Below are 26577 nucleotides of genomic sequence, written 5' to 3'. Positions count from 1 at the left end.
TGAACAAGAATGAAGTATTTACACAATAGTGGTCCTGTAGTATGTATATCCATACAGCCACTTCCAAGATTTGTGATGCGCAAGATACTTCACGCTGACTGCGACTGCTTCTATGCAGCCGTTGAAATGCGCGACAACCCTGCCCTGCGAGATGTTCCACTGGTGATCGGTGGACGGGCGGAACAAAGAGGGGTTGTGGCCACCTGTAACTATCCGGCACGCACCTACGGTATACGCTCGGCCATGTCGATGGCGCATGCGAAAAGGCTTTGTCCGCACCTTCATCGCTTGAGCCCCGACTTTGAAAAATATCGGCAGGCCTCAAACCAGGTACAGGATATATTCCGCGAGCTGACACCACTTATCGAGCCATTATCACTTGATGAGGCCTTCCTGGATGTCACGCACATAGAGCGCATGCAGGGTAGCGCCACATGGATGGCGCAATGGCTCAAACAGGAAGTGCAGCAACGTGTCGGTATCACCATCTCGGTGGGCGTTGCCCCCAACAAGTTTCTTGCCAAGATCGCCAGCGACTGGCAAAAGCCCGACGGTCTTTACACCATTACGCCCGATCAGATCAGCGAATTTCTGGACCAGCTTCCCATCACAAAACTACACGGCGTAGGGCCGGCCACCGCCAAAAAGCTCGAAGCTCAGGGAATCCATACGTGCAGGGAGCTCAGAACCATCGAGCTTGCAACGCTTCTGGATGAGTTTGGCAAGTTCGGCGTACGACTCCATGAACTTGCACGAGGTATCGATGAGCGTCCGGTCAAGGTGGAAAGAGAACGAAAGTCCATCAGCGTGGAAACCACGTTCGATCGTGACCTGCCTACCATGACCGTCTGCCGTGAAAAAATAACCGATCTTGTAACACGCCTTGAGGAGCGTATTGCACGCAATCAGCATCCGGCGATCAACAAGCTGTTCGTCAAGATTCGCTTTGACGATTTCTCGATCACTACCATGGAAACCGCCGGGCAGGCACCTGCACTGGAAAGCTTTTTGCCGCTGTTTGATACCGCCTGGCAGCGGGCAGAGCGCCCGGTCAGGCTACTGGGAGTGGGCGTAAGGCTGGTGCCGGAAGATGCACAGCGACAGCTGGGCCTTTTTTAACTCAAGCCCGGGCTGTCGCCAGAGTGACACTCAGGAAAAAACGACTGTCTTGTTACCATCGATCAGCACTCGATCCTGCAGGTGCCAGCGTACGCCGCGCGCCAGTACGGATTTTTCAATATCCCTACCCAGTCGGACCAGATCGCTGGTGGTATGGCAGTGCGTCACACGCTGAATATCCTGCTCGATGATCGGACCGGCATCCAGCTCCTGAGTCACGTAGTGACAGGTCGCTCCGATCAGCTTGACCCCACGGGTATGGGCCTGATGGTAGGGCCTTGCACCGGCAAAGGAAGGCAGAAAACTGTGATGAATATTGATGATCTGCCCGCTGTAGCGCTCGCAAAGTGAAGGGGGAATGATCTGCATATAACGCGCCAGAACGATGGTATCGGCCTGACTGTCCTCAATAACCCGCTCGATACTCGAAAAGGCAGGCGCCTTGTCATCGGCAGCCACCGGAATATGGTGATAATCAATACCGTGCCACTCAACCACGCTGCGCATGTCATCGTGATTGGAGATGACGCCTGCAATATCACAGTCAAGCTCACCGGCCGTCCAGCGATACAAGAGGTCGACCAGACAGTGGGACTCGCGTGACACCATGATCATCAAACGCCGACGCTTTTGCTCGCCATCGCGCCATTGCCACTGCATATCAAACTCTTCGGCAATGGAGGCAAAGGCACGGCGAAAGGTATCGCTATCGGCACGCATGTGTCGGGTCTCGACTTCATAACGCATGAAAAAGCGTCCGGTTTCCAGATCCGAATGCTGATTGGCTTCGGTAATAGAGCCGCCCTTCTCAGCGATGAACGACGAAACACGCGCAACAATACCAACACGATCGGGACAGGTTACCACTAGACGACAAAGGGACATCGAAATCACGCTACTCGGTCAAAGAGAGGAATTGTAGCGAATTCAGATGCTTTTGAGCAGTGTTCGTTGTGAGCAAGTGATGCGTTGCGTATAGTTGATATCAAACTATCGCCGGACCCGCCATGGATCAGACACGCGTACAAGTTCGCCCCCGTCGCCGCTCTGAGATTGAAATATTACCGCTTGGCGGCTGCGGTGAAATCGGCATGAACCTGATGCTTTACGGCTTTCAGTCCCGATGGCTGATCGTCGATTGCGGCATGGCCCTGCGTCAGGACCTTCCTGATACACCCCTGCAGATCCCCGATATCTCCTCGCTGGCAACGCTTGGCATTCGCCCCGAAGCCATTGTCATTACTCACGGCCACGAGGATCACCTCGGCGCTTTGGGCTGGCTCTGGCCACGCCTTGGCTGTCCGATATATGCCACACCTCTGGCGGCCGGCATTGCACGTCAAAAGCTTGTCGAGCAGGGACTTGCGACCGATGCCATTCGCACCTTTACGCCGGGCAGCCGTTTTGATGCGGGCCCCTTTGGCGTACAGAGCATCAATGTTGCGCACTCCATACCGGAAAGTGTCTCGCTGCTGCTCGAAGTAGATCGGCATCGCGTTTTGCATACCGGAGACTGGAAAATCGATCCTGCGCCCGTTTTGGGGGCGAGAACCCGCGAGCAGGACTTTACCCGAATTGCTCCCGTGGATCTGGTCGTGGGTGACTCGACCAACGCCATGGTAGAGCACCATTCGCGTAGCGAAGGTGATGTGGCCAAAACGCTCGAAAAGCTCATGGAGGGCTGTGAAGGGCGCATTGTGGTCAGCTGTTTTGCCAGCAATCTCGCACGCATTCTGGCAGCAGGTCTTGCCGCACGCCGCCATCATCGACGCATTGCCCTGCTGGGCAGGGCAATGGAAAAGATGGTGCGTCTGGGACGTGAACTGGGCTATCTGGATGACTTCCCGGAGACGGTTCCACTATCGGATATCGGCTATCTTCCCAGTGAAGAGATCCTGATTCTGGCCACCGGAAGTCAGGGAGAGCCCCGAGCCGCCCTCTCCCGCCTGGCAGCCAATCAACACTCGGCGCTCGAGATCGAGCCGGGTGATTGCATCATTTTTTCTTCGCGAGCCATCCCCGGCAATGAAAGAGCCGTTGCCCGACTGCAGCAGGCATTTACGCAAAGAGGCGCGCGCGTTTTCAGCGACGAGACACACCCGGGCCTGCATGCATCGGGTCACCCTGGTCGCGACGAACTGCTCAGCCTGTATCGCTGGGTTCAACCGGCCCACCTTCTTCCCGTTCACGGGGAAAGTGCGCATCAGCAGGCGCACTGTGACATTGCCGACACACTGGGCATCAAGAGTTCGATACTTCCCGTCAATGGACAGTGGTTGCGATGGAACGGCAAGCGAATGACGGTGGAGGACACGCTGAATCTTTCTCCGGTTATCATTTCTCAGCGCAAGCGAGCAAGAAAACCTTCAGTCCGTCAAAACGATACGGTTATTGTGCTGCCCGTCACCTATCAGGCTGACACAGGGCAATGGCAACGGGTAGGCAGGATGCTGATCGACAGTCAGATCGATGCTTTCGTGGACGAGGAAACTCTTGGAGACTGGGTAGACATTACGCTGGAAGGCATGGCCGCGCGCTCTACGCGAGAGCTGGCGCATCTACTTGAAGACCGCGCCAATCACTGGCTTGGTGAGCAGCTTCGTCAATCGTCGAAAGTCACGATCGACGTTATTGATACGACGCTACAGCAGTAATAACAACCCTGATGTGAAGCCGTGTAGTCATCACGGCTTTTCATGAAAAAAGTGGCGGGTCATGAGGACATGTTTGGTACGCCGAAGGGGAATCAGGCATTGGCATCCTTGGGTGGCCGGCCCCGGCGCTTTCTTGGTTGCTCGTTGCCGACAAGGTCATTTACGGATAAGCCGGCATCTGTCATGGCAGCGCGGATTTCGGCAAGCTTTTGTTCCTTGCTTGCTTCTTCCTGACGACGCTTTTGCTCCTCTTCCTGCTTTTGTGTCATGACCTCATCGATGATTTCAGACAGCTTGCTCAACTGCTCCATGCTCAATTGACGCGCTGCGGCCCTGGCCACATTCTTGTTACGAGCAATCTTTTCCAATGTCTCTGTCGACATATCCAGCACTCCAAATAAAAGACATATGCCTCGAGTAGTATATACCCTGAAAAGGGGTTAGCAATTATTCGTCACAAAGAAAAGGGCCGACATGAGTCGGCCCTTTTTTCATGAAAGCAAAGCGCTCTACCCGCCGGTCATGTTCATGAATCTGACAATCTGCACATCACCATCGGTGGTAAAATGGTGACGATGCGGCTTGAGAGACATCGAGTCACGAATTCGCTGCTTCAAGGGCTCTATTTCCCCGGGGTTGTCACGAATAACTTCGCGCAGATCCGTGGAATGTTCGTTACCAAGACACAGCAGGAGCCTGCCTTCACAGGTCACGCGCACCCGATTACAGCTATCGCAAAAGTTATGGCTGTGAGGAGAAATGAACCCGATTCTCGAGTTACTGTCCGGCATACGGTAATAGCGCGATGGGCCGCCCGAGTTTTCCGGAGAGTGCAGCAGCGGATAGCGGGTTTCTATAATCGAACGCACTTCATCGCTGGAACAAAAGGTCTCCTGACGCGAATGTTCCGAGACATTACCCAGCGGCATTTCTTCGATAAAGCTGATATCGATTGCTTCATCACGCGCAAACTCTACCAGATCCAGTATCTCATCATCATTTCGTCCCTTGAGAATGACAGCATTGAGCTTGATGCGCTCAAAGCCGGCTTCTTTCGCGGCGCGAATGCCATCAATGACCTTTTCGAGGTTGCCGGTCCGGGTAAGCTCCCTGAAGCGTTCAGCGTTCAGGGAATCAAGGCTGATATTGAGCCGCTGCATGCCGGATTGACGCAGCGATGGCGCATAGCGTCTCAGCTGAGCGCCATTGGTGGTCATGGTGAAATCACGGAGCCCTTCCAGCGCCCCGATATTGCTGACCAGCTCATCGATATTGCGACGTACCAGCGGCTCGCCACCGGTCAGACGAATCTTTTCTACACCAAGCTCTGTAAATGCCTGCGCAACCAGCGAGATTTCCTCGATGGAAAGCACCTGATCACGCGGAAGAAAGGTCATCTCTTCACTCATGCAGTAGACGCAACGGAAATCGCAGCGGTCCGTTACAGAGATACGAACGTATTTAACGCGACGACCAAAATCATCAATCAATTCACTCATTGCTGCTCCCAGCGCTTCAACGACGCCAGATCGCTTTCACGCTCGCTGACCCAGTAAGCACCGCCAAGGGTGTGTTCCTTTTTCCAAAAGGGTGCACTGGTCTTTAAAAAATCCATGATAAAAGCGCAGGCTTCAAAGGCGGCATGACGATGAGGGGTACTGACAAGTACCGCTACAATATCATCGCCCGGCGTCATGTAACCGATGCGATGAACAATGATGGCATCGTTGATCTGCCAGCGGCTTCGCGCTCGCTCGACAACATTTTCCAGCGCCCTTTCGGTCATGCCCGGGTAGTGTTCAAGCGTCAGCGCCGTCACCTCCGGCGATTCATTGAAATCCCTGACCCGTCCGACAAAGCTGACCACTGCACCCGTATCGTAACTGCCTTGTGAAAGACGTTTATGCAGGACACCAATATCGAAAGGCTCATTTTGTATCGTAATCATGCAACCTTTCTGACTGCCATGATCAGCCTCCGGTAACGGGTGGGAAAAAGGCGACCTCATCGCCGGGATTTATGGTGACGTCTCCCTGCACCATGTCGTGGTTGACCGCACACAGAAGACGAGGCTGATCCAGTGCCTGAGGCGACTCGACCTGCGATTTTATCCACTCCTTCAGTGCCTTCAGTGTAGGAGACGATAGATGCCCTGGTAAAACACTCAATTTTTCGATACCCAGGCGCTCCCTGAGCTCGGCAAAAAAGCGTATCTCAATGGGTCTTTCAACCGGCTCATCACTGACTTCGGTAACGTCGGTACCGGCCGTCACGGCGCCGTGAAGCGACGTTTCTGCAGACGCTTTTCTTTCCCAGACCCCCGATTGCCCACCGCTTTTATGCTCAAGGCGCACATCCATGATTTCCATGCCACGGTCTACCGCCTTGCACATGTCGTAAAGCGTCAGACAGGCCACGGACACTGCCGTCAGCGCTTCCATTTCCACGCCCGTGCGCCCCTCCAGGCGACAAAAGGCACTGACCCGCACGCAATGCGCAGACGTATCGAGCTCAAAATCGACCGACACCTTTGAAAGCATCAGTGCATGACACAGCGGAATCAGCTCATGCGTGCGCTTGGCCGCCTGAATGCCGGCAATTCGCGCCGTGGCCAGCACATCGCCCTTGGGCATATCGCCGTCAGCCAGAAGTTTCAGCGTCTCGGGCTGCATGATGATGCGTCCGGTGGCCACGGCTTCACGATGGCTGCTCTGCTTGTCCGATACGTCGACCATGCTGGCCTCACCCCGCTCATTCAGGTGGGTCAATGTCATATCAATTCTCCAAGCGGTTGTATGGTGACGGGGGTGCCGGCATTACAGCCCGCCATATCGTCAGGCAGCTCTATCAGACAGTTGGCGTCATAAAGCGAGCTCAACCGGTGCGATCCCTGCTCCTTCAAGGGATTGACGCGAATCCCCCCCTGAGCATCGACATGATAGCGGCCTCGTAGAAGATCCAGGCGACCACCTCGCCCCTTCAGAGGCTGTTCACTGATGGCGTGCCATTTGATCGCCTCCCAGTGAACCTGGCCGCTCAGCTGTCGAAAAAGAGGCTGCACAAACTGCATGAGTGTAACCAGCGCGGCCACGGGATTGCCCGGCAGCCCGAAAAACGGCACATGTTCGATATGGCCGAACGCCATCGGTTTACCGGGCCGCATGGCGACACGCCAGGAGCTCACCTGTCCGAGCTGCTGGATGGCAAAGCGGATCAGATCAGCCTGCCCTGCCGACACCCCCCCGGAGGTAATGATCAGATCGGCCTGCCGGCTGGCGCTTGAAAGGTGGCTTATGCTCTTTTCAAGGCTGTCGGGCAAGATGTCGGTCATGACAACATCGGCCCCCCAGCGCTTCAGACAGGCAGCAAGACTTGAGGCATTGGCATCAAAAAGAGAGGCGGTCGTGTCGATATCGGTGCCGGCACGCCGAAGCTCGTCGCCACTGGAAAAAATAGCCACCCTGGGGCGACAGTGCACATCAAGATGCTCATGACCGAGAGAGGCTGCCATGCCCAGCTGAGCGGGCCCCAAAAGCGTGCCGGCGGCCAGTACGTGATCACCGACGGTGATTTCTTCACCGGCATGGCGAACGTTCTGCCCCGGCTTGACGGCCTCGGGTCGTGACAGTTCGACCCATTCGCCACTGACGGCAATATCCTCGGCCATGACCACCGTGTCACACCCGGCCGGCAGGGGGGCGCCGGTTGTAATGGATACCGCCTCCCCCGGTGCAACCCATGCCTCGAAAGGGTGGCCGGCCAGCGCCTCGCCGGCCAGTTTAAAGCGTTGATGGCCCTGATGGGCGAAGGCAATACCGTCCATGGCAGAGGCGGTATAGCGGGGCAACGGCAAAGTGGCCACGACCGGCTCGGCAAGAATCCGGTCAACGGCCTGTCCCAGCGTCACACGCTCTACGCCCACCGGGGCCGGCGCTGCCGCCCTGATACGGGCCAGCATATCACTGACCTGAACAAGCGCTTCACTGCTTCCGAAGCAATCACCCATATCGCGGCCCCTGCGCCATGTCGTGCCAGCGCGAGGGCCAGGCCACCAGCCACTCAAGCAGCACGTCATGATCATCAAGGTCGAGACGCTCAACATCCGCTGGCAGCGCCACCTCATCGGTGGTAGCCACTGCACGCACCCAGGGGTCTTCAAAGGCACGCAGCGATTTGCCCACAACTTCACGATAAAGCTCAAGCTTGGGCAGCGGCCACTGCTTGAATCCCTCGATCAGGACGAGATCCGGCGACAGTTTCAATACCTGATCAAGCAGGGTCGGCAAGCAGGGCTCTTCCTGCCCGGGCGTTTCCATCATCAATGCAAAACGCTTGCCGGAAGCAACCAGCATGGGCGTTGCCCCCGCCATTCGCAGGCGATGGCTGTCCTTGCCGGGCACATCAACGTCAAAATCATGATGGGCATGCTTGATGACGGCCACCTTGAGACCGCGTGCACGCAGAGCCGGCAGCAGGGCCTCCAGCAGCGTTGTCTTGCCCGTCCCGCTCCAGGCGGCAATGCCCAGAAGCGGTGTATCAATGTCGGAAAGGATCAGCTGCGTCATGGTACCTGCCAGGATAGAGCGACACGGTTACCTGCCGGCTGTCAGGCCCGGCCCACCATGGCCCGTGACGTGGTCATCGGCCAAAGGCGTCCCTGTCGTTGAGTGTATTGATGTTGATAAAGGCCCGGGCATCATCAAAATGACAGGCCGCATGCCGATGGCGCGCATACCACTGATCGATCTTGCGCCCCCCTTCAGTCAGCCACTGCTCCAGATCGTCGACCAGATCGCGCTTTAACAGGACAACGGCAGGATGGGCACGCTCGGCATCGCTGGCGTAGGCGATATCGACATCATGATCGGCAAGCGTCGCCTGAAGCCTCTCTACCAGCGTGTCAGGCAGCGCCGGCGTATCACAGGGCACCATTAATACCAGCGGCGTTGATGCCGCCCTGAGGCCGGCGTGAAATCCCGCCAGCGGCCCGGCGCTGCCGGCAATGATGTCGGGAATCACCGGATGACCCAGAGCCGCATAGGCTTCGTGATGACGGTTGGCATTGATCACAACCTGTGCCACCCAAGGGGTAATGGTTGCCAGCACATGACATATCAGCGGCCGGCCCGACAGCTCGACCAGCCCCTTGTCAACGCCCCCCATGCGCCGTCCCTGCCCGCCGGCCAGCACCACACCGGTAATGCATGCTCGGTAATCCATGCGCGTTTTCAGCGTGTGCCGAAGATCTTGTCGCCGGCATCGCCAAGCCCGGGAACAATATAGCCATGGCTGTCGAGGCCTTCATCGACTGCCGCCGTATAAAGCTCGATTTCGGGATGCGAGCGGGACACGCGCGCGATGCCTTCAGGCGTTGCTACCAGCACGATGACCTTGATCTGGCGACAGCCCTTGGCCTTGAGCATATCAAGCGTTGCGGCCATCGAGCCCCCGGTGGCAAGCATTGGATCGATAACAATCGCCAGGCGCTCGTCCAGATCCTGCACAAACTTTTCAAAGTAAGGCACCGGCTCAAAGGTTTCCTCGTTGCGATAAAGCCCGACCACGCTGATACGGGCGCTCGGCAAAAGGGTTGTCACACCATCAAGCATGCCCAGACCGGCGCGCAGGATCGGCACGACCGTGACCTTTTTGCCCCGGATCTGCTGAACCTTTAACGGCTTGCCGCTCCAGCCCTCAATGGTTTCATCCCCCAGCTCGAGCCCTTTGGTGGCCTCGTAGGTCAAAAGGGTCGCCAGTTCGTTGGCAAGCTCGCGAAAATGCTTGGTACTGATCCCCGCCCCTCGCAGCAGCCCGAGCTTGTGTTTAACGAGAGGGTGATCGATGGTATGAACATTCATGATGGATATACGGCCTGATAGAAGAATATCGCTGCCCCTTTTACGGACTGGGCAGCGCAAGTACCCTCTATTCTACTCCGGCGGATGGATGCGGTTAAGTATCCATCCGCCGACAATAGAGGGCATATTGACACATTGCCAAAACGGCGTTTAAACGCTGGGCAACTGCTCAAGCGGGGGCAGACGCCAGTCGATGGGCGTCTCACCCTTTTGCGTCAGAAAGGCATTGGCTTTCGAGAAGTGATGAGACCCGAAAAAGCCGCGATGGGCTGCCAGCGGTGACGGGTGCGGTGCATGAAGCACCAGATGTTTCGTTCGATCCACAAAGGAAGCCTTTTTCTGGGCATAGCTCCCCCAGAGCAGAAACACGACATGCGGACAGTGTTCGTTGATGACCTCGATGGCCCGGTCGGTAAAGCTCTCCCAGCCCTGCCCGCGGTGAGCGGCGGCCTGGCCGCGCTCGACGGTCAAAACGCTGTTGAGCAGCAATACCCCCTGATCCGCCCAGCTTTCCAGAAAGCCGTGGTTGACCGGCTCAAAGGCCACGTCATCGCTCTGGAGTTCCTTGTAGATATTGACAAGGGATGGGGGGATGGCCACTTCCGGACGCACCGAAAAGCACAGACCATGCGCCTGACCAGGGCCGTGATAGGGGTCCTGCCCCAGAATGACGACTTTTACATTGTCCAGCGGCGTCAGTTCAAAGGCGCGAAACCAGTGCTCGGAGGCCGGATAGATCACCTTGCGCTGATCCTTTTCGTGACGCAAAAAGGCTTTCAGCGCCTGCATATAGGGGGCGTCCACCTCATCACCAAGGTAGCGTTGCCAGCTCTCGGGCAGCGGCAGGGCCATGATTACTCCTTGCGGGTGCGAAACTGATCCACCAGCGGCTCGACAAAGGAGACACCCATATCCCACGGAAACTGGATCCAGGTGTCCTGCGCCACTTCGGTGAGATACTGATCCACCATCGGGCGTCCTTCCGGCTTGGCATAGATGGTCACGAAATGCGCACGCGGTAACATCTCGCGCACCGCGCCGGCCGTCTTGCCGGTATCGACCAGATCATCCACCAAAAGCCAGCCATCCCCATCGTGGTCGATGCCCTTGAGCACATTGATACTGCTTTGCTCCATGTGCTCATAGCTTTTGATGCAGACCGTATCGATCAAACGGATATCGAGCTCGCGCGCGATCAGAGCGGCCGGTATCAGACCACCGCGCGTTACGGCCACAATACCCTTGAAGTCACGTCCGACAAGCTGATGACACAGCATGCGCACGTCACGGTGAAGACGATCCCAGGAGATCGTGAACTGGTTATGATAGCGCTCGGTACTCATTGAAATATCCTGTGCGTCAGGGAAGACACGTCTGCCCCGCCTATTCGTCTTCGGTAAAGGTGCAGGCCGCAAAGACGCTGTAGCCTTCGGCACGAATCATGTCACCGCCGCCCAGCTCGGGCAGATCGATAATGGCGGCCGTTTCAACGATGATGCCGCCGCTGCGCTCGATCAGTCGAGCCGCCGCCAGCATGGTACCGCCCGTGGCGATCAGGTCGTCCACCAGAAGGATCCTGTCGCCCTTTTGAAACGCATCCGAATGCAGCTCCACGGTGGACTCGCCATACTCGAGGCTGTAGGTCTCGCTGATGGTTCTAAAGGGGAGCTTGCCCTTTTTCCGCACCGGCACAAAGCTGCAGCCGAGCTCGTAGGCCAGCGGCGCCCCGATGATGAAACCGCGCGCATCGATGGCCGCAATCGCGTCGATATCAAGCTCCTGATATCGATGGACAAAGCTGTCGATCAGTTTGCGAAAGGCGGCACTGTTTTGCAGTACCGGCGTAATGTCGCGAAAGTTGACACCGGGTTCCGGCCAATCCTTCACGGTACGAATCACCGACTTGATATAGTCGCCGTAAATACTTGTCGCCACGTTCAATCTCTCGTCGACCCATATGCAAAACGACCGGTCGATGCCGGTCGCTTTATATAAACGCTGAACATTTTACCCAATGGCGAGCGTGCAAGCGACCCGCACAGGCCACATCGGCACGCAATTTCATCTTCTTGCCGCCAGAACGCGCTCGACGGTCTCGACAATGGTCTGGGTCTGGGGATCAATTTCGATATTGACCCGATCATTGATGTCTCGAGTGCCGATCACGGTACGAGCCAGCGTATCGGGAATCAGGTTGACGCAAAAGCGGTTGTCCTGCACCTCACCGATGGTCAGGCTGATACCATCCACCCCGATGTAGCCCTTGTCGAACAAAAATCGCGTCCACTGCGGTGGCAGCTCGAACCAGAGACGGCAGTTGTTGGGGGCATCCTCGCGCGACACCAGCGAGGCCATGCACATGACATGCCCTGACATGGCGTGCCCGCCGATCTCATCGCCCAGTCGCGCGGCGCGTTCCACGTTGACGTAACTTCCGACCTCGAGTGCGCCCAGATTGGTCAGGGCCAGGGTTTCGCGCATGAGATCAAACCCGATGTGTGAGCCTTCAATGCTCGTCACGCTCAGGCAACAACCGTTGTGGGCCACCGAGGCGCCCGGAGACAGCCCTTCGAGAAGAGATTCAGGCATGTCGATCACGTGGCGATGGAGCCCCTCCAGGCGCTCGATGGCAACGACCCGGGCCATGCCCTGTACGATACCGGTAAACATGATGGCCTCACTGACAGATGAAAATGACCATGGTCGCCTGTTCCGGGCGCGCTGTCATCCGACGCCGCCAGGGTTTTGCCATATAGCCGCCCTATCGGGTGCTTATGACGCGAAAGCGCGCCGGATCAAGTATACTGGCGCGCCTTGTGCCCAGCGCACTTTTCACGACGATCACACTCACCACGTCAGGTACGCGCCCGGTGGTACACGACCCAACTGTATTTAAGACATTCCAATCCGATGATTCGACTTGAAAATGTGACCCGAGTGTATGGTCAGGGCGCCCAGGCCGTGACAGCGCTCAAGGACGTCAACCTGGACGTGGCCGCCGGCAGTATCACCGGTGTCATCGGCGTCTCCGGTGCCGGCAAGAGCACTCTGATCCGGTGCGTCAACCTGCTGGAGCGCCCCACCCGGGGCCGGGTATTTGTGGCCGGCCAGGAATTGACGGCCATGAGTCGGACCGAGCTGCGAAACGCCCGTCACGGCATCGGCATGATCTTTCAGCACTTCAATCTGCTCGAGTCGCGCAGCGTACGAGGCAATATTGCCCTGCCGCTCGAGCTGATCGGCACGCCGCGCCGAGACATCGATCAGCGTATCGATGAGTTGCTGGAACTGACCGGCCTCAATGAGCGCGCCAATGCCTATCCTGCCGCCCTTTCCGGCGGTCAGAAACAGCGTGTGGCCATCGCCCGGGCACTGGCCAGCAATCCACAGGCACTGCTGTGTGACGAGGCCACCTCGGCGCTGGACCCGCAGACCACCAGCTCCATTCTGACGCTGTTGAGAGACATCAATCAGCGTCTGGGGCTGACCATTTTGCTGATCACCCATGAAATGGAAGTGGTCAGAACCATCTGCGATCAGGTGGCCTTGATCAGCGGCGGAGAGCTGGTAGAAACCGCCCCCGTCGGCGATTTCTTCACCCGCCCCGCCACCGAGGAAGGCCGGCTCTTTCTCAACGACTTTTTGCAACTGGCGCCGTCCAGCACCCTGCTGCAACGCATGACAGCACCCGCCGAAGGCGACAGCCTGCCCGTTGTGTGCCTCACCTTCCGCGGTCAGGCGCTATCCAGCGAACTGATGACCCGCCTTGAGCAGGACTTCGGCATTCGACTGCGGATTTTGCAGGCACGCGTTGAAAACATTCAGGGACGCACGCTCGGTCTGATGATCGTGGAGCTTGAGGGGGCCGGCGCCACCTTCGACGCCGCCATGGACCACCTACACACGCTTGATGTTCAAACGGAGGTACTCGGCCATGTCCAGCGCCATGATTGATCGTATTCTCGATGCCGTTTTCGACACCTTCTATCTGGTCATCTGTAGCGGCCTGATTGGCATTGCGCTGGGCATCATCATGGGCGTGGCGCTCTACGTCACCCGTGAAAACCGCATCATGGCCATGCCGGTACTCAACCGCGTCATCAGTCTGATCGTCAACGTCGGCCGCTCGGTGCCCTTTATCATTTTGATGCTGGCGCTGGCGCCCTTTACCCGCTGGCTGGTGGGTTCCTATATCGGCACCACCGCAGCACTGGTCCCCTTGAGCATTGCCGCCATTCCCTTTGTGGCACGTCTGGTCGAAGGCGCGCTCAATGAAGTGCCTCATGGTCTGATCGAGGCGGCAGAGTCGATGGGGGCCACGCCGTGGCAGATCATCACTCGCGTGCTGCTGCCCGAAGCGCGGGGCGGACTGATCACGGCCGCCACCATCACCATCATTGCACTGATCGGCTACAGTGCCATGGCCGGCGCCATCGGGGCCGGCGGTCTGGGCGCCGTGGCCTACAACTACGGCTACTCCCGTTATAACCCCATGGTCATGCTGGTGACGGTACTGATCATGGTGGTGATGGTGCAGGGCGTGCAGATGCTGGGCGACTTTTTCGTGCATCGCAGCCGCCATCGTTAGATGGCGGCAACACGTCAGAAACAGCGACTTCAAAACAACAACAACGACACCCGGGGGCGCTGACAGCGGCCCGTTCAACCCTTTCGACAGCACTTCCTGTTGAACCCATTGCAAGGATATGGCACATGAAAACCTTACCGAAGATTCTGGGCACGGCACTGGCACTGAGTGCAGGCGTCCTGCTGACCGGCTGCGGCAGCCAGAGCGACGACGACAACACCATTCGCGTCGGCACCATGGCAGGCCCTGAAACGGCGCTGATGGAGACCGCCGCAGAAGTGGCTCAGGACCAGTACGGACTCAACGTCGAGATCACCGAGTTCAACGACTACGTCTCCCCCAATGCCGCGCTTGACGATGGCAGCATCGATGCCAATGCCTATCAGCACCAGCCCTATCTGGACAGCATGATGGAAGACCGCGGCTTTGACTTCGCCGCCGCCGGCAGGACGTTCGTCTATCCGATCGGCGCCTATTCCGACAAGTATGAAAGCATCGATGAGCTGCCGGAAGGCGCCACCATTGCCGTCCCCAACGACCCGTCCAACGAGGCCCGCGCCCTGCTGCTGCTGGCGCGTGAAAACCTGATCACCCTGCGTGATCCGCAGAGCCCGACCGCCACACCGGATGACATTACCGACAATCCGCACAACTATCAGCTGCGCGAGCTTGATGCCGCCCAGCTCACGCGTGCCCTGCCGGATGTCGACATGGCCTTTATCAACAGCACCTATTCGGTGGCCGCCGACATGAGTGTTGATCAGGCGCTGATCGTCGAGGACGGCGACTCGCCCTACGTCAACCTTATCGTGGTGCGTCAGGGCGATCAGAACAGCGAGAAGGTTCAGCACCTCGTGGAAGCCTTCCAGAGCCAGCAGGTCATCGACCGGGCCGAGGAACTCTTCCAGGGCGGTGCCATTGCAGGCTGGGAAAACAACCAGTAAGCACCCATGTTGCTGACAGGGGCCGGCCCGTGCCGGCCCCTTTTTTATTGATGCAGCGAGACAACTCATGACCGATACACGACCCGCCACCGATTACGCCATGCTCAGGCGCCAGCTCACGGCACTGCTCGACACGCGTGACTGGGTGACCAATACCTCACAGATGGCCGCCTTTATCTTTCAGCAGATTCCCGATCTGAACTGGGCAGGCTTTTACCTGCAGCGTGAGGCGTACGTTCTGCGTCTTGGCCCCTTTCAGGGGCAGCCGGCGTGCAATCCCATTGGATTCGATGAAGGGGTTTGCGGTACCGCAGCGCGCACGCGCCAGACCCAGCGCGTCGAAGACGTGCACGCCTTTCCCGGCCATATTGCCTGCGACGCAGCGTCCCGCTCGGAGCTTGTCATACCGCTGATCAAAAATGATCGACTCTGGGGCGTGCTGGATCTGGACAGTCCTCTGCCCGGGCGCTTTACCGTTGAAGATCAGGAAGGCATCGAAGCGCTGTGTCAGGTGCTGATCGAGCAGACCGATCTGCCCGACGGACAATAGACGATAAAAGACAGGCAATAAAAAACCCCGCAGAAGCGGGGTTTTTTGATGTTCTGGTAGGACCGAGCGGATTTGAACCGCTGACCTCCACGATGTCAACGTGGCGCTCTAACCAACTGAGCTACGGTCCTGCAAATCGATATTCGTTGAAACGGTCTGCTCTGGCATCCTGAGCAATGGTAGGACCGAGCGGATTTGAACCGCTGACCTCCACGATGTCAACGTGGCGCTCTAACCAACTGAGCTACGGTCCTGCTTCAAGGGCATGCAAGTGCCGTTTCAACGCTGCGCTATTGTACTTATTTTTTGTTCGAGCGCAACCGTTTGACCCCTGTATTGTTATAAAACATGCCGTTGCAGGGTTTTATTACCTTCCCTGAAAGGCTCGGCCAATGCCGGAACAAGCAAAAGCCGCCCCCTCGAAACGAATCGGGCCTGCCGACGTCACGCCGGCAGACCCGAAGATCACCTTACAACATGGCCGTCGTTATGACTCCACCCGGAACCCCATGGTGGCCTCGACCGCCTGCTTCCAGCCGTCATAGAGCTCATCACGCTGCTTGTCGTTCATGGTCGGCTCGAACTTGCGCTCCAGCGCCCAGTATTCGGCGATCTGCTCACGCGACTCCCAGAAGCCAACGGCCAGGCCGGCAAGATAGGCCGCCCCGAGCGCGGTCGTCTCGTTGACTTCACAGCGCAGCACATCAACGCCGAGAATATCGGCCTGGAACTGGGCAAGGAAGTTGTTGGAGATAGCGCCGCCGTCGGTGCGCAGTTCGGCCAGTGCGATATTGGCATCGCTTTGCATCGCATGCAGAACGTCAGCGCTTTGATAGGCCAGAGACTCTACCGCAGCGCGAATGAAGTGCTCCTTGGTGGTCCCGCGCGTCAGGCCGAACATGGCGCCGCGCACATTGGAGTTCCAGTAGGGCGCACCAAGACCGGTAAAGGCAGGCACCATATAGACGCCATCGTTGCTCCCGGCCCGCTCGGCATAGGCTTCCGAGTCGGAGGCCCTGCCCAGCATGCGCAGCCCGTCACGCAGCCACTGAATGACCGAGCCGGCCACGAACACGCTGCCTTCCAGCGCGTACTCCATCGTGCCCTCGACTTCCCAGGCCACGGTGGTGAGCAGCCCGTTTTTGGAAGGGGTTGCCTCGGTACCGGTATTCATCAGCGTAAAGCAGCCGGTGCCGTAAGTGTTCTTTGCCATGCCGGGCTTGAAGCAGGCCTGACCGAACAGCGCCGCATTCTGATCGCCCGCCATGCCGGCGATCGGCACTTCGTGGCCGAACAGGTACTTCGGCAGCACATGGCCGTACACTTCGCTGTTGGATTTCACCTCGGGCAGCATGCTTTCCGGCACGCCGAACAGCTCCAGCAGCTCGGGGTCCCACTTGCGCTCTCGAATGTTGAAAAGCATCGTGCGCGAAGCGTTGCTGACGTCAGTGACGTGAACTTCCCCGCCGGTCAGATTCCACACCAGCCAGCTGTCGATGGTGCCAAACAGCAGATCGCCCTTCTCGGCCTTTTCCCTGACGCCCTCGACGTTATCAAATATCCACTTCAGCTTGGTCGCCGAGAAATAGGCATCGATCACCAGGCCGGTCTTGTCGCGGATCATGTCGGCATGACCGGCGTCACGCAGCTCATCGCAGATTTCAGCGGAGTGACGCGACTGCCAAACGATTGCGTTATAAACCGCATGCCCGGTGTTCTTGTCCCAGATGACCGTCGTTTCACGCTGATTGGTGATACCGATCGAGGCGATTTCGCGAACATCGACTTCCGAGTTGTTGATGACCTCGGCCAGTGTGGTCAATACGCTGGTCATGATTTCGCGCGGGTTGTGCTCGACCCAGCCCGGGCGCGGAAATATCTGTTCAAATTCGCGCTGCGCGATACCCGCGACACGGCCTTCATGATCAAACAACATCGATCGTGAACTGGTCGTTCCCTGGTCGATCGCGAGAATGTACTTTTTCTGCTTGCTCATGCGTATTGACTCCTCGATTGAATACGAGCGGAGGTATGAAACCGATGATGACTTAATAGATGTGGGCAGCCAGGGCGGCCAGCGTGCTGCCAATGATCGGGCCGATCACCGGCACCAGAGCATAACCCCAGTTGTTGCTGCCCTTGTTTTTAATGGGCAGCACAGCGTGTGCAATGCGAGGGCCAAGATCGCGTGCCGGGTTAATGGCGTATCCGGTAGGCCCGCCCAGTGACGCACCGATCGATACCACCAGCAGCGCGACCGCGAGAGGCCCAAGGCCGCTGGGCGTGTTTCCAAACATGATGATCACAAAGATCAGAACAAATGTCCCGATGATCTCGGTCACCATGTTCCAGCCGTAGGACTTGATGGCAGGCCCTGTCGAAAATGTGGCAAGAATGGCGCCGGCATCATCCATCTCGTCATACTGCTTTTTGTAGGCCAGATAGCACACAACCGCGCCGATAAAGGCGCCGATAAACTCGGCCACCAGATAGGCAACTGTCGTGGCGAAGGTGATTGGAATACCTTCGGCGTACTCCTTTGCCGGACCAATGAGTAAACCAATGGTCACCGCCGGATTGATATGTGCACCGGTGTCAAAGGCCACATAAACGGCACAAAACACCGCCAGGCCCCAGCCAAAGAAGATGACGATGCCGTCACTGCCGTGACCATTGGTCTTCTTCAAAAGCACATTGGCGACCACGCCACAGCCCAGCAGCGTCAAAAAGGCCGTGCCGGCAATTTCATGAACCAGAATGGTTTCGATGATACCCATCTTTTACCCCGGAAGAACGTTGATTTTTATACATTCAAGGCGCGTCTGTGTTGCTTTCCGAGCATCCTATAGAAACCGGCTCAAAAAACGATGTGCCGTTTCCGACTTTTTGTAAAAAACAATTCAAGCCTTTGATAATAAACAAATTAAACGGCTTTAAACCTTAGTATTACAAGCCTGTTTCAAGGGGCGGAAAGGCCCTAGTCGCGGTAGAAAAGCAACAATTTTTGTTGTCTGTCGAACACAATCCGCGACAGACAACAACACGCGGATATAACCATTGCTCAACGGGTGACACAGGGATACCCTGGCCTTCCCGATTCGCCTCAGTAAAGTCTTCGACAGGACAGAACATGACCCAGCAGGAACGCCACGACACCATCGCTGACATGGTCAAGCGTCAGGGCTATGCGACCATCGAGCAGCTGGCGCATCATTTCAACGTCACGCCACAAACCATTCGACGCGATCTCAAGGTGCTGGCCGACGAGCAGCTGATACGCCGGGTTCATGGCGGTGCCGGGCTGCTGGAGTCCAGCACGGTCAATACCGCCTACAGTGCCCGCAAGCTCATCAATCACGATGCCAAGGCGCGTATTGCCCGGGCACTTGCCGAACAGATCCCGGATCAGAGTTCGCTTTTCATCAACATTGGCACCAGTACCGAACTGATCGCCGAGGCGCTGCTCAATCATCGTGGGCTCGAGGTCATCACCAACAACCTCAACGTCGCCGCCTCGCTTCAACATCGTGAGGACTTCAACGTTATCGTGGCCGGCGGCACCGTGCGTTCGCGCGACGGCGGTATCATCGGCGAGGCGACCGTGGACTTCATCAATCAGTTCAAGGTCGACTTCGGCATTATCGGCATCAGCAGCATCGACGAGGACGGCGCCCTGCTCGACTTTGATTACCAGGAGGTCAGAGTGGCGCAGGCGATCATCGGCAATTCGCGTCAGGTCTATCTGGCCGCCGATCACTCCAAGTTTGCCCGCAACGCCGTGGTGCGACTGGGGCATCTCAATCAGATTCATGCCCTGTTTACCGATCAGGAGCCACCCGCCGGGATATGTCGTCTGCTCAGTGAACACAGCATCGCGCTCAACATCTGCCCCTGAAGCGAGGCGCCAGGCCGTGGGAAAAGCTGATCATGCCGATTGCACCAGACAATCACCGATCGCTTGATGTTCTTTTGAACATGGATTATGTTCACATTCGAACATTTTTGGTGGTAACGTTACCGCATCCCCCACTTCCTATCCGGCGCAGACGCGCAAGGCAGGCGCATGACTTCTGACAAGACTTCCGCAAAGGACACCCCGGTTCTGGACCTTTTCATCATCGGTGGCGGCATCAACGGCACCGGTATTGCCAACGATGCGGCCGGCCGCGGTCTCAGTATCGGACTCTGTGAACAGGCCGACCTTGCCAGTGCCACCTCCTCGGCTTCCAGCAAGCTGATCCACGGCGGCCTGCGCTATCTCGAGCACAAGGAATTCCGTCTGGTCCGCGAGGCGCTTCACGAGCGTGAAGTACTGCTCAACAAGGCACCGCATATTATCTGGCCGCTGCGCTTTATCCTGCCGCATCGCCAGCACCTGCGCCCTGCCTGGATGCTGCGTGCCGGTCTGTTTTTATATGACCATCTCAGCCCGCGCGATACGCTGCCCGGCTCGAAATCGCTGAAATTTGACAACAACAGCGCGCTCAAGCCCGATATCAAAAAAGGCTTTGAATACTCCGATTGCTGGGTCGACGACGCGCGTCTGGTCGTGCTCAACGCGCTGCAGGCACAGGAACAGGGCGGTGAAATCCTGGTGCGCACGCGCTGTGTCAACGCCGTTGAAAAGGACGGTGTCTGGGAGATCACGCTGGAAAACACCCGCACCGGCGAGCAGTTGGTTCGTCGAGCGAAGGCGCTGGTCAATGCCGCCGGTCCCTGGGTCGAGTCGTTTATCAAGGGCAGCACCCAGCGCCAGTCGCGCTACGGCATCCACATGATCAAGGGCAGCCATATCATCACTCGCCGTATCAACAGTGATGATCGCGCCTTCATCCTGCAAAACGAGGACAAGCGCATCGTCTTTGTCCTGCCCTGGCAAAACGACTACAGCCTGATCGGTACAACCGATCAGAACTACGAAGGTGACCCGACGCATATCACCATCAGCGACGAAGAGACCGACTACATCCTCAATGTCGTCAACGCGCACTTCAAGGAGCAGCTGACCCGTGATGATGTGGTCACCAGCTACTCGGGTGTGCGCCCGCTGTGTGATGATGAATCCGACGATCCGTCGGCCATGACGCGTGACTATACGCTGGCGCTGGATGATACCGGCGCGCCGATGCTGTCGGTGTTTGGTGGCAAGATCACCACCTTCCGCCGGCTGTCGGAATCCGCCATGGAAAAGATCGAGCCCTGGTTCCCCAGCATGGGCAAGCCGTGGACCGACAAGCGCCCCCTGCCGGGCGGCAATATCGATTCGCGCGAGGGCTATACCCGCAAGCTGCTCAATCAGTACCCGTTTCTCGGCGAGCGGCGTGCGAACCGGTTTGCCTCCAGCTATGGCACGCTGTGCGAGACGTTTTTGAGCGGCGTTACCGATGAGGCCAAACTGGGCGAGGACTTCGGCGCCGGTTTGACCCGCGCCGAGGTGGACTATCTGATCGATCATGAGTGGGCCACCCAGGTCGACGACATCCTATGGCGCCGTACCAAGATGGACATGCGTCTGGACAAGGCGCAGCGCGAACGACTTCAGCAATACGTCGAGCAGCGCATGGGCAGCACGCCGGATGACCTGAACGAGCCGGTCGGCACCCCCTCGCCGGACCACGCGCTGGCGCACTGATTCTCGCAGCCAGCAGCACACGAAAAAGGGCCCCGAATGGGGCCCTTTTTTTATCCTGTACGGTGTTGATGACCGTGCAGCGCGCGCTGTCGTAGGTGATTTACTCCTGAATGCCGCCGCGGGTCAATCTGGCTGGATCGAGATAGCGCTCGAGCTCCTCGCGGGAAAGCTCGGTTTCTTCCTCGGCCACGTCGATGATCGGGCGGCCCTCCTGATAGGCCTTTTTGGCCACCCGTGCTGCCTCGTTGTAGCCGATCACCGGATTGAGCGCGGTGACCAGTACCGGATTGCGCGCCAGCGGCGACTCGATGTTATCAACGCGAACGTTAAAGCTCTTGATCGCCTTGTCTGCCATCAGCACGGAGACGTTGTTCAAAAGCGATATCGAGCTCAGCACGTTATGCGCCATCAGCGGCAGCATGACGTTAAGCTGAAAGTTGCCCGACTGACCGCCCACGGTCACCGCGGCGTCGTTGCCGATGACCTGAGCGGCGACCTGGGCGGCCGCCTCCGGGATGACCGGATTGACCTTGCCCGGCATGATCGAGCTGCCCGGCTGCAGGGCTTCCAGTTCGATTTCACCCAGCCCGGCCAGCGGCCCCGAGTTCATCCAGCGCAGATCGTTGCTGATTTTCATCAGCGCGCAGGCATACGCCTTGAGATGGCCGGACATTTCCACGGTGGCATCCTGAGACCCCAGCGCGGCAAAGAAGCTGTCCGCCGGCGTAAAGCCAAGTCCGGTCTGCTCGGACAGGCGTTTGGCAAAGCGCTCGGCAAACTCCGGATGGGCATTGATGCCGCTACCCACGGCCGTACCACCCTGTGCCAGGCGCAGCAGGCGCGTCAGACCGCTTTCAAGGCGCTCGATGGACTGCTCAACCTGATTGGCCCAGGCCCCCAGTTCCTGGCTCATGCGCACCGGCATGGCATCCATCAGATGCGTCCGTCCGGTCTTGACCACATCGTCAAGCGCTGCAGCCTTGTCCTCGATGGTCTGCTGCAGATAGCGCAGCGTTGGCAGCAGCTTCTCGTTGAGTTCCATGGCAATCGAGACATGCAGTGCCGTCGGGATCGTGTCGTTGCTGCTCTGGCCCATGTTGACATGGTCGTTGGGGCCCACTTCAAGATCCGCCCGCGAGGCCAGATGCGAGATCACCTCGTTGACGTTCATGTTGGTCGAGGTGCCCGAACCGGTCTGGTAGATGTCGATCGGAAACTGATCGGCGTGCTCACCGCGGATAATGGCATCGGCAGCCTTGACGATGGCCAGCGCGCGGCCTTCATCGAGCAGCCCCAGATCCATGTTGACCTCGGCGGCGGCGCGCTTGACGCGTGCTACGGCGGCAATGAACGACGCCGGCATGGGGTGCCCGCTGACCGGAAAGTTGTTGATGGCGCGCTGAGTCTGCGCGCCATACAGTGCCTCCATCGGCACTTCCAGCTCGCCCATGCTGTCCTTTTCGATACGGGTCTGCCCCATGATCTTCTCCTGCTGATTGGTAAACGGAAGTGCCGAAAGGCGTTTGTCAGATTAGCAGGCCAGCCGGCATTACACCCGCCCTGTCACCTCCCGCCTGAACGACCTGACCGGATCAAAAATCAATGACCTGACGAATGGCCTGTCCACAGGCCAGCCGCTCGAACCCCTCGTTGATCTCATCAAGGGTGAGCCGATGGGTCAAAAGCCGGTCCACCGGCAACCGCCCGGCCTGGTAGAGCGCGATGTATTCCGGCACATCCAGCGATGGCACATGACCGCCCAGATAGGAGCCCTTGAGCGTGCGCTGCTCGGCCACCATGCGGGTCGGGCTGATCGACAGTCGCACATCGGGATGGGGCAGCCCGGAACTCACCGTGGTCCCGCCGCGTCGGGTGCACTCAAAGGCAAACTCCAGCGCTGATGCCACGCCGGCGAACTCGGTGGCCAGATTGACACCGCCGCCGCTGATGGCACGCACCTGCTCGATGGCATCGGCGTCGCCGCTGTTGATCACATGGGTTGCCCCCATGGCCATGGCCGTTTCCAGCTTGTCGGCATCAATGTCGGCGGCGATCACCTGACGCGCCCCGCCGCCCAGCGCCCCCAGTACCGCCGCCAGCCCCACACCACCGAGACCGACCACCATTACCGACTGTCCCAGCTTTAGCTGCCCGGTATGCACCACCGCCCCGACACCGGTCAGCACCGCACAGCCAAACAGCGCTGCGATATGAAACGGCAGTTCCGGGTCGATGCGCGTCAGAGAGCGGCGCGAGGCCACGGCGTACTCGGCAAATCCGGACACCCCGATGTGGTGATAGACCGTCTCCTCACCGTGATGCAGGCGCATGCCGCCGCCCAGCAGATGCCCGGCCGTATTGGCCGCCGCCCCCGGCTGACACAGCGCCGCCTCACCGGACAGGCAAAACGCACAGGTGCCGCAGTTGGGCGCAAAGGAAAACACCACATGATCCCCGACACCAAGATCATCAACGCCCTCGCCGACCTCGACCACCTCACCGGCCGCTTCATGGCCCAGCACCATGGGCAGCGGCCGCGGTCGATCCCCGTTGATGGTGGACAGATCGGAATGACAAAGCCCCGCGGCGCGAATGCGCACCAGCACCTCGCCGCGACCGGGCGGGTCGAGCGTGACCTCCTCGATCGACAAGGGCTTTGACGCGCCATAAGGGCGGGGCTTTTGCATCTCTCGCAGTACGGCGGCACGGGTTTTCATGGCACTCTCCCTGATCATGGACATGACAACGGCGATATCACGTTGCCCTCAGCGGTAATACTCGGGGGCATGGCGAAACGTCGGCCAGGCCTTGGGGTCATGCCCGGTCACCACCATGGCCTGTGTCTTGCGCGCCAGTGCATGCAGCTTTTGCACCGAGCGCACGGCGTCAACCGTTGAGGCCAGAAAGCCCGGCAGCGCCTTTTCATTCCAGTGATCCATGGTGTAGGCCGCATCCACGGCCAGCAGCACCGGGCCGGTCTCTTCCAGTTGAATCAGAAAGCTTGCGTGGCCGGGGGCATGGCCGGGCGTAAAGATAAAGCGGATCACACCGTCACCGAACAGATCAAAGCCGTCCTCGCTGTCATCGAGCATGTGCCAGTCAAGCCCGGCGCGATCAAAGTCCTTGCGGATATAGCCGCCGGCAGCAAACCAGTCCGGGGCCATGGCGTATTCATACTCTCGCCGGCGAACGACATGCACGGCATTGGGAAAGCGCCCGGTCGCGCCGGTATGGTCCAGATGCAGATGGCTGTGCAGTACATAGCGGACCTCCTCCGGTGCGATCCCCATGGCCTGCAGGGCCTGAACGCACCCTTCGTCCTCGCGCATGACCGGACGATACACCGACGTGATCTCGCCCCAGTGGCCTTTGGCATCCGTGGCACACTCCACGGCGCAGCCGCCATCAATGACCACATGCCCCTGCGGGTGGGTAATCAGATACCAGGGCACCGGTATCTCGTAGTCATCCAGACCTTCATTCATGCTGATGTTGCACCGACGGCATTGGAGGGTTCCGGTCTGGAACATGTAAAGGCGCAGCTCATTCATGGCAACTCTCCTGGCAGGGGCATTGGCAGACACGAACCATCACGCTTTGTCATCTCGCGTCATTGCGACAGGCGTTTACTGCTTTTCGACATGACGTACATTATCCCGACACACCGCCCGACGGTCGTACAGCCGGACTTTGGTCCTGGTATCATCATCAGCACGGTGCCTGTCTCACTTTTTACCTTCGTCCTCATGCGGCTGCAGCGTGCCGTCGCTTTCTCCCGTGAAAAAACGGCGACCGTAAATAAGCAGACACAGCACCACGCCCACGGCGAAGGCCCAGGCCGCGCCGCGGGTCGCCAGTACCGCAGCGATGATGCCCGCAATGCCCAGATCCCGCTGGCTGCGCGCCGCCATGATGCCGACCCGCACGCTCACATAGCCCTGAATCAGAAGCGTCAGGGCCAGCGCCACGCCCAGAATCGGCTGCACCAGACTCACGATCGGCATCAGCAAAAGCCCGGTATTGGTGCCCCATCGAAACGAACCGGCCCCACCAAAAATGGAGCCCATGGCCTTGCGCCCTTCCTTGAAGCGCTCAACGATGACCACATGCATGGCCGCCCACAGCGGCCCGCACATGGCCACATCCGGGCCGATCACACTCATGAGCGCGTTGCGCCCGCCAAAGATCATGTGTGCGCGGTCGGGGCCGTACTCGACCTTCTCATCAGGTCGGGCCGCATCGGCTTCATCCAGCAGCGCCTTGCCCTGCAATACATCGCCAAACACCACGATATAGGTGGCCAGCACCACCGGCAGGGACTGCACAAACAGCATCAGCGGCGGCCAGCCCAGGCCAAACAGCGTGTAGTCCCGCCACAGCCCCACGAAATCGGGTGACGTAATGCCCCACTCGATCTCCGGCCAGGACGCTTCACCAAACAGCGGCGCGATCACCACGGCCAGCGCAATAATCGGAAAGATGCCCAGCTTGCCAAAGGTGGCCCAGAAGCCATTGCTGGTTTTAAGCCGAGTAAAATGGCGGGAAAACAGCAGATAAAACGCCGCGCCGATCGCAATCGAAATGGTCCAGGGGAAACTGTCAAAACGACCGCCGACCTGGAACACCGTCATGACCGCCGCAATGCCGGCCCCGATGATCACGCCGGCCTTGAGTGCCGAGGGCACCAGCTGCACCACGCGATGGGACAGCCCCGACACCCCAAGTGCGATCGAGAAAAGCCCGAGTGTCATCTGAAAGGCGATCAGGGCATGAATGCGCTCGGTGCCCTCGGGAAAGGTCTGACACCAGGCCATCAAAAGCGGTATCGCCGGCGTGATCCAGCCGGGCACCACCGGATCTCCCAGCAGGTGATGGGTCAGATAGAGAAAGCCGTTAAGCAGCACCACCGCCAGCGCCACCTCAAACGGCATGCCCAGAAGCTCGGTCATCAGCGGAATCGCCGCCAGATCGACGGCGCACATCAAAAGGCCCTGACAGTAATCGGGCCACTCAAAGCGATAGTGAATGAACGGCAGGCGTACCTTGAAGGGCCCCAGGGGCCAGTAGACAGTCTCGTGATCGGCTCGACGCTCATCAGCCATGGCACCTTCCCCTTGAAAGATCCTTCAGAACCAGAAGCGAGGCACACATCTTCATACGCCACTCTGGTCACCCGGGCACATGCCTGCATTATCGATTCGCGGCAAGCCGGTGCCTTCACCTACCCTTGAC

At 58.5% G+C, this 26577-nt stretch carries 27 protein-coding genes and 2 tRNA genes; 8 read left to right on the top strand and 21 right to left on the bottom strand.

Annotated elements, in window-relative coordinates:
* Window positions 1-75: 75 nt before the first annotated feature.
* Complete coding sequence (gene dinB / locus ACXMYO_RS04740; RefSeq protein WP_457807976.1) at window positions 76-1119, top strand: DNA polymerase IV; 1044 nt, start codon at window positions 76-78, stop codon at window positions 1117-1119.
* A 30-nt stretch (window positions 1120-1149) separates the two neighbouring features.
* Here the strand turns inward: dinB and purU are convergent, their stop codons facing one another.
* Window positions 1150-2004, bottom strand: coding sequence for a formyltetrahydrofolate deformylase (gene purU, locus ACXMYO_RS04735; protein WP_438767191.1), 855 nt, complete (start codon window positions 2002-2004; stop codon window positions 1150-1152).
* A 206-nt stretch (window positions 2005-2210) separates the two neighbouring features.
* Here purU and ACXMYO_RS04730 point away from each other — a divergent pair, with 206 nt between their 5' ends.
* Window positions 2211-3773, top strand: coding sequence for a ribonuclease J (locus tag ACXMYO_RS04730; RefSeq protein WP_457807975.1), 1563 nt, complete (start codon window positions 2211-2213; stop codon window positions 3771-3773).
* Between the two features lie 92 nt (window positions 3774-3865).
* On the opposite strand, the gene ACXMYO_RS04725 is transcribed toward ACXMYO_RS04730, so the two are convergent.
* The 12 genes from ACXMYO_RS04725 to ACXMYO_RS04670 form a co-directional block, all read right to left on the bottom strand.
* On the bottom strand, window positions 3866-4156 hold the full coding sequence (locus ACXMYO_RS04725; RefSeq protein ID WP_086622989.1) for an H-NS family histone-like protein: 291 nt from the start codon (window positions 4154-4156) through the stop codon (window positions 3866-3868).
* Between the two features lie 126 nt (window positions 4157-4282).
* Window positions 4283-5272 carry a GTP 3',8-cyclase MoaA gene (gene moaA / locus ACXMYO_RS04720; protein ID WP_457807974.1) on the bottom strand — a complete coding sequence of 330 codons (990 nt, stop codon included), beginning with the start codon at window positions 5270-5272 and terminating at the stop codon, window positions 4283-4285.
* Window positions 5269-5721 (bottom strand): molybdopterin synthase catalytic subunit MoaE, encoded by a 453-nt coding sequence (gene moaE, locus ACXMYO_RS04715; protein WP_438767188.1) that lies wholly within the window; start codon window positions 5719-5721, stop codon window positions 5269-5271. The genes moaA and moaE overlap by 4 nt, the downstream gene beginning before the upstream one ends.
* Window positions 5722-5743: 22 nt before the next feature.
* The gene (gene moaC / locus ACXMYO_RS04710; RefSeq protein WP_438767187.1) at window positions 5744-6547 is read right to left on the bottom strand and encodes a cyclic pyranopterin monophosphate synthase MoaC; all 804 of its coding nucleotides are present in this window, start codon (window positions 6545-6547) and stop codon (window positions 5744-5746) included.
* Window positions 6544-7779, bottom strand: coding sequence for a molybdopterin molybdotransferase MoeA (locus tag ACXMYO_RS04705; protein WP_457807973.1), 1236 nt, complete (start codon window positions 7777-7779; stop codon window positions 6544-6546). The genes moaC and ACXMYO_RS04705 overlap by 4 nt, the downstream gene beginning before the upstream one ends.
* Entirely contained in the window at window positions 7772-8338 is a 567-nt protein-coding gene (mobB, locus tag ACXMYO_RS04700) for a molybdopterin-guanine dinucleotide biosynthesis protein B (RefSeq protein WP_438767185.1), read from the bottom strand. Before mobB ends, ACXMYO_RS04705 begins: the two co-directional genes overlap by 8 nt.
* 73 nt (window positions 8339-8411) lie before the next feature.
* Entirely contained in the window at window positions 8412-8993 is a 582-nt protein-coding gene (gene mobA, locus ACXMYO_RS04695) for a molybdenum cofactor guanylyltransferase MobA (RefSeq protein ID WP_457807972.1), read from the bottom strand.
* Window positions 8994-9001: 8 nt separating this feature from the next.
* Window positions 9002-9631 (bottom strand): uracil phosphoribosyltransferase, encoded by a 630-nt coding sequence (upp, locus tag ACXMYO_RS04690; RefSeq protein WP_115853302.1) that lies wholly within the window; start codon window positions 9629-9631, stop codon window positions 9002-9004.
* Window positions 9632-9781: 150 nt separating this feature from the next.
* Window positions 9782-10483, bottom strand: a complete 702-nt coding sequence (ung, locus tag ACXMYO_RS04685; RefSeq protein WP_457807971.1) for a uracil-DNA glycosylase — start codon at window positions 10481-10483, stop codon at window positions 9782-9784.
* A gap of 2 nt (window positions 10484-10485) precedes the next feature.
* Entirely contained in the window at window positions 10486-10974 is a 489-nt protein-coding gene (gpt, locus tag ACXMYO_RS04680) for a xanthine phosphoribosyltransferase (protein ID WP_457807970.1), read from the bottom strand.
* 40 nt (window positions 10975-11014) lie between these two features.
* Entirely contained in the window at window positions 11015-11566 is a 552-nt protein-coding gene (locus ACXMYO_RS04675) for an adenine phosphoribosyltransferase (RefSeq protein ID WP_115853305.1), read from the bottom strand.
* A 126-nt stretch (window positions 11567-11692) separates the two neighbouring features.
* Window positions 11693-12301 (bottom strand): riboflavin synthase subunit alpha, encoded by a 609-nt coding sequence (locus ACXMYO_RS04670; protein WP_457807969.1) that lies wholly within the window; start codon window positions 12299-12301, stop codon window positions 11693-11695.
* A gap of 240 nt (window positions 12302-12541) precedes the next feature.
* On the opposite strand from ACXMYO_RS04670, the gene ACXMYO_RS04665 reads away from it, so the two are divergent.
* The 4 genes from ACXMYO_RS04665 to ACXMYO_RS04650 all read left to right on the top strand — a co-directional run bounded on the left by ACXMYO_RS04665 (window position 12542) and on the right by ACXMYO_RS04650 (window position 15713).
* Window positions 12542-13585 (top strand): methionine ABC transporter ATP-binding protein, encoded by a 1044-nt coding sequence (locus ACXMYO_RS04665; protein WP_457807968.1) that lies wholly within the window; start codon window positions 12542-12544, stop codon window positions 13583-13585.
* Window positions 13566-14219, top strand: coding sequence for a methionine ABC transporter permease (locus tag ACXMYO_RS04660; RefSeq protein WP_457807967.1), 654 nt, complete (start codon window positions 13566-13568; stop codon window positions 14217-14219). Before ACXMYO_RS04665 ends, ACXMYO_RS04660 begins: the two co-directional genes overlap by 20 nt.
* 125 nt (window positions 14220-14344) lie before the next feature.
* Window positions 14345-15163, top strand: a complete 819-nt coding sequence (locus tag ACXMYO_RS04655; protein WP_457807966.1) for a MetQ/NlpA family ABC transporter substrate-binding protein — start codon at window positions 14345-14347, stop codon at window positions 15161-15163.
* Between the two features lie 67 nt (window positions 15164-15230).
* Window positions 15231-15713 carry a GAF domain-containing protein gene (locus tag ACXMYO_RS04650; RefSeq protein ID WP_457807965.1) on the top strand — a complete coding sequence of 161 codons (483 nt, stop codon included), beginning with the start codon at window positions 15231-15233 and terminating at the stop codon, window positions 15711-15713.
* Window positions 15714-15767: 54 nt separating this feature from the next.
* Here ACXMYO_RS04650 and ACXMYO_RS04645 read toward each other — a convergent pair.
* The 4 genes from ACXMYO_RS04645 to ACXMYO_RS04630 form a co-directional block, all read right to left on the bottom strand.
* Window positions 15768-15844: transfer RNA gene (locus ACXMYO_RS04645), tRNA-Val, on the bottom strand.
* Window positions 15845-15890: 46 nt separating this feature from the next.
* Window positions 15891-15967, bottom strand: a tRNA-Val gene (locus ACXMYO_RS04640).
* Between the two features lie 233 nt (window positions 15968-16200).
* On the bottom strand, window positions 16201-17709 hold the full coding sequence (gene glpK / locus ACXMYO_RS04635) for a glycerol kinase GlpK (RefSeq protein ID WP_438767175.1): 1509 nt from the start codon (window positions 17707-17709) through the stop codon (window positions 16201-16203).
* A 52-nt stretch (window positions 17710-17761) separates the two neighbouring features.
* Window positions 17762-18490 (bottom strand): aquaporin, encoded by a 729-nt coding sequence (locus ACXMYO_RS04630; RefSeq protein ID WP_438767174.1) that lies wholly within the window; start codon window positions 18488-18490, stop codon window positions 17762-17764.
* A 353-nt stretch (window positions 18491-18843) separates the two neighbouring features.
* On the opposite strand from ACXMYO_RS04630, the gene ACXMYO_RS04625 reads away from it, so the two are divergent.
* Together ACXMYO_RS04625 and glpD are read left to right on the top strand one after the other, a co-directional pair.
* Entirely contained in the window at window positions 18844-19608 is a 765-nt protein-coding gene (locus tag ACXMYO_RS04625) for a DeoR/GlpR family transcriptional regulator (RefSeq protein ID WP_438767173.1), read from the top strand.
* A 168-nt stretch (window positions 19609-19776) separates the two neighbouring features.
* Entirely contained in the window at window positions 19777-21345 is a 1569-nt protein-coding gene (gene glpD / locus ACXMYO_RS04620) for a glycerol-3-phosphate dehydrogenase (protein ID WP_457807964.1), read from the top strand.
* A gap of 100 nt (window positions 21346-21445) precedes the next feature.
* On the opposite strand, the gene ACXMYO_RS04615 is transcribed toward glpD, so the two are convergent.
* From ACXMYO_RS04615 to ACXMYO_RS04600, 4 genes are all read right to left on the bottom strand, one after another.
* On the bottom strand, window positions 21446-22825 hold the full coding sequence (locus tag ACXMYO_RS04615; protein WP_457807963.1) for a class II fumarate hydratase: 1380 nt from the start codon (window positions 22823-22825) through the stop codon (window positions 21446-21448).
* A gap of 112 nt (window positions 22826-22937) precedes the next feature.
* A complete protein-coding gene (locus ACXMYO_RS04610) occupies window positions 22938-24062 on the bottom strand; it encodes a zinc-dependent alcohol dehydrogenase family protein (protein ID WP_457807962.1) in 1125 nt (374 codons plus the stop codon).
* 48 nt (window positions 24063-24110) lie between these two features.
* Window positions 24111-24896, bottom strand: coding sequence for an AttM family quorum-quenching N-acyl homoserine lactonase (gene attM, locus ACXMYO_RS04605; protein WP_457807961.1), 786 nt, complete (start codon window positions 24894-24896; stop codon window positions 24111-24113).
* A gap of 174 nt (window positions 24897-25070) precedes the next feature.
* Entirely contained in the window at window positions 25071-26447 is a 1377-nt protein-coding gene (locus ACXMYO_RS04600; protein WP_438767168.1) for a hypothetical protein, read from the bottom strand.
* Between the last annotated feature and the right edge of the window lie 130 nt (window positions 26448-26577).

Source organism: Kushneria sp. EE4 (assembly GCF_977968315.1).
Note: the sequence above shows the minus strand (reverse complement) of the source record. Positions and strands in the feature narration are given on the sequence as shown.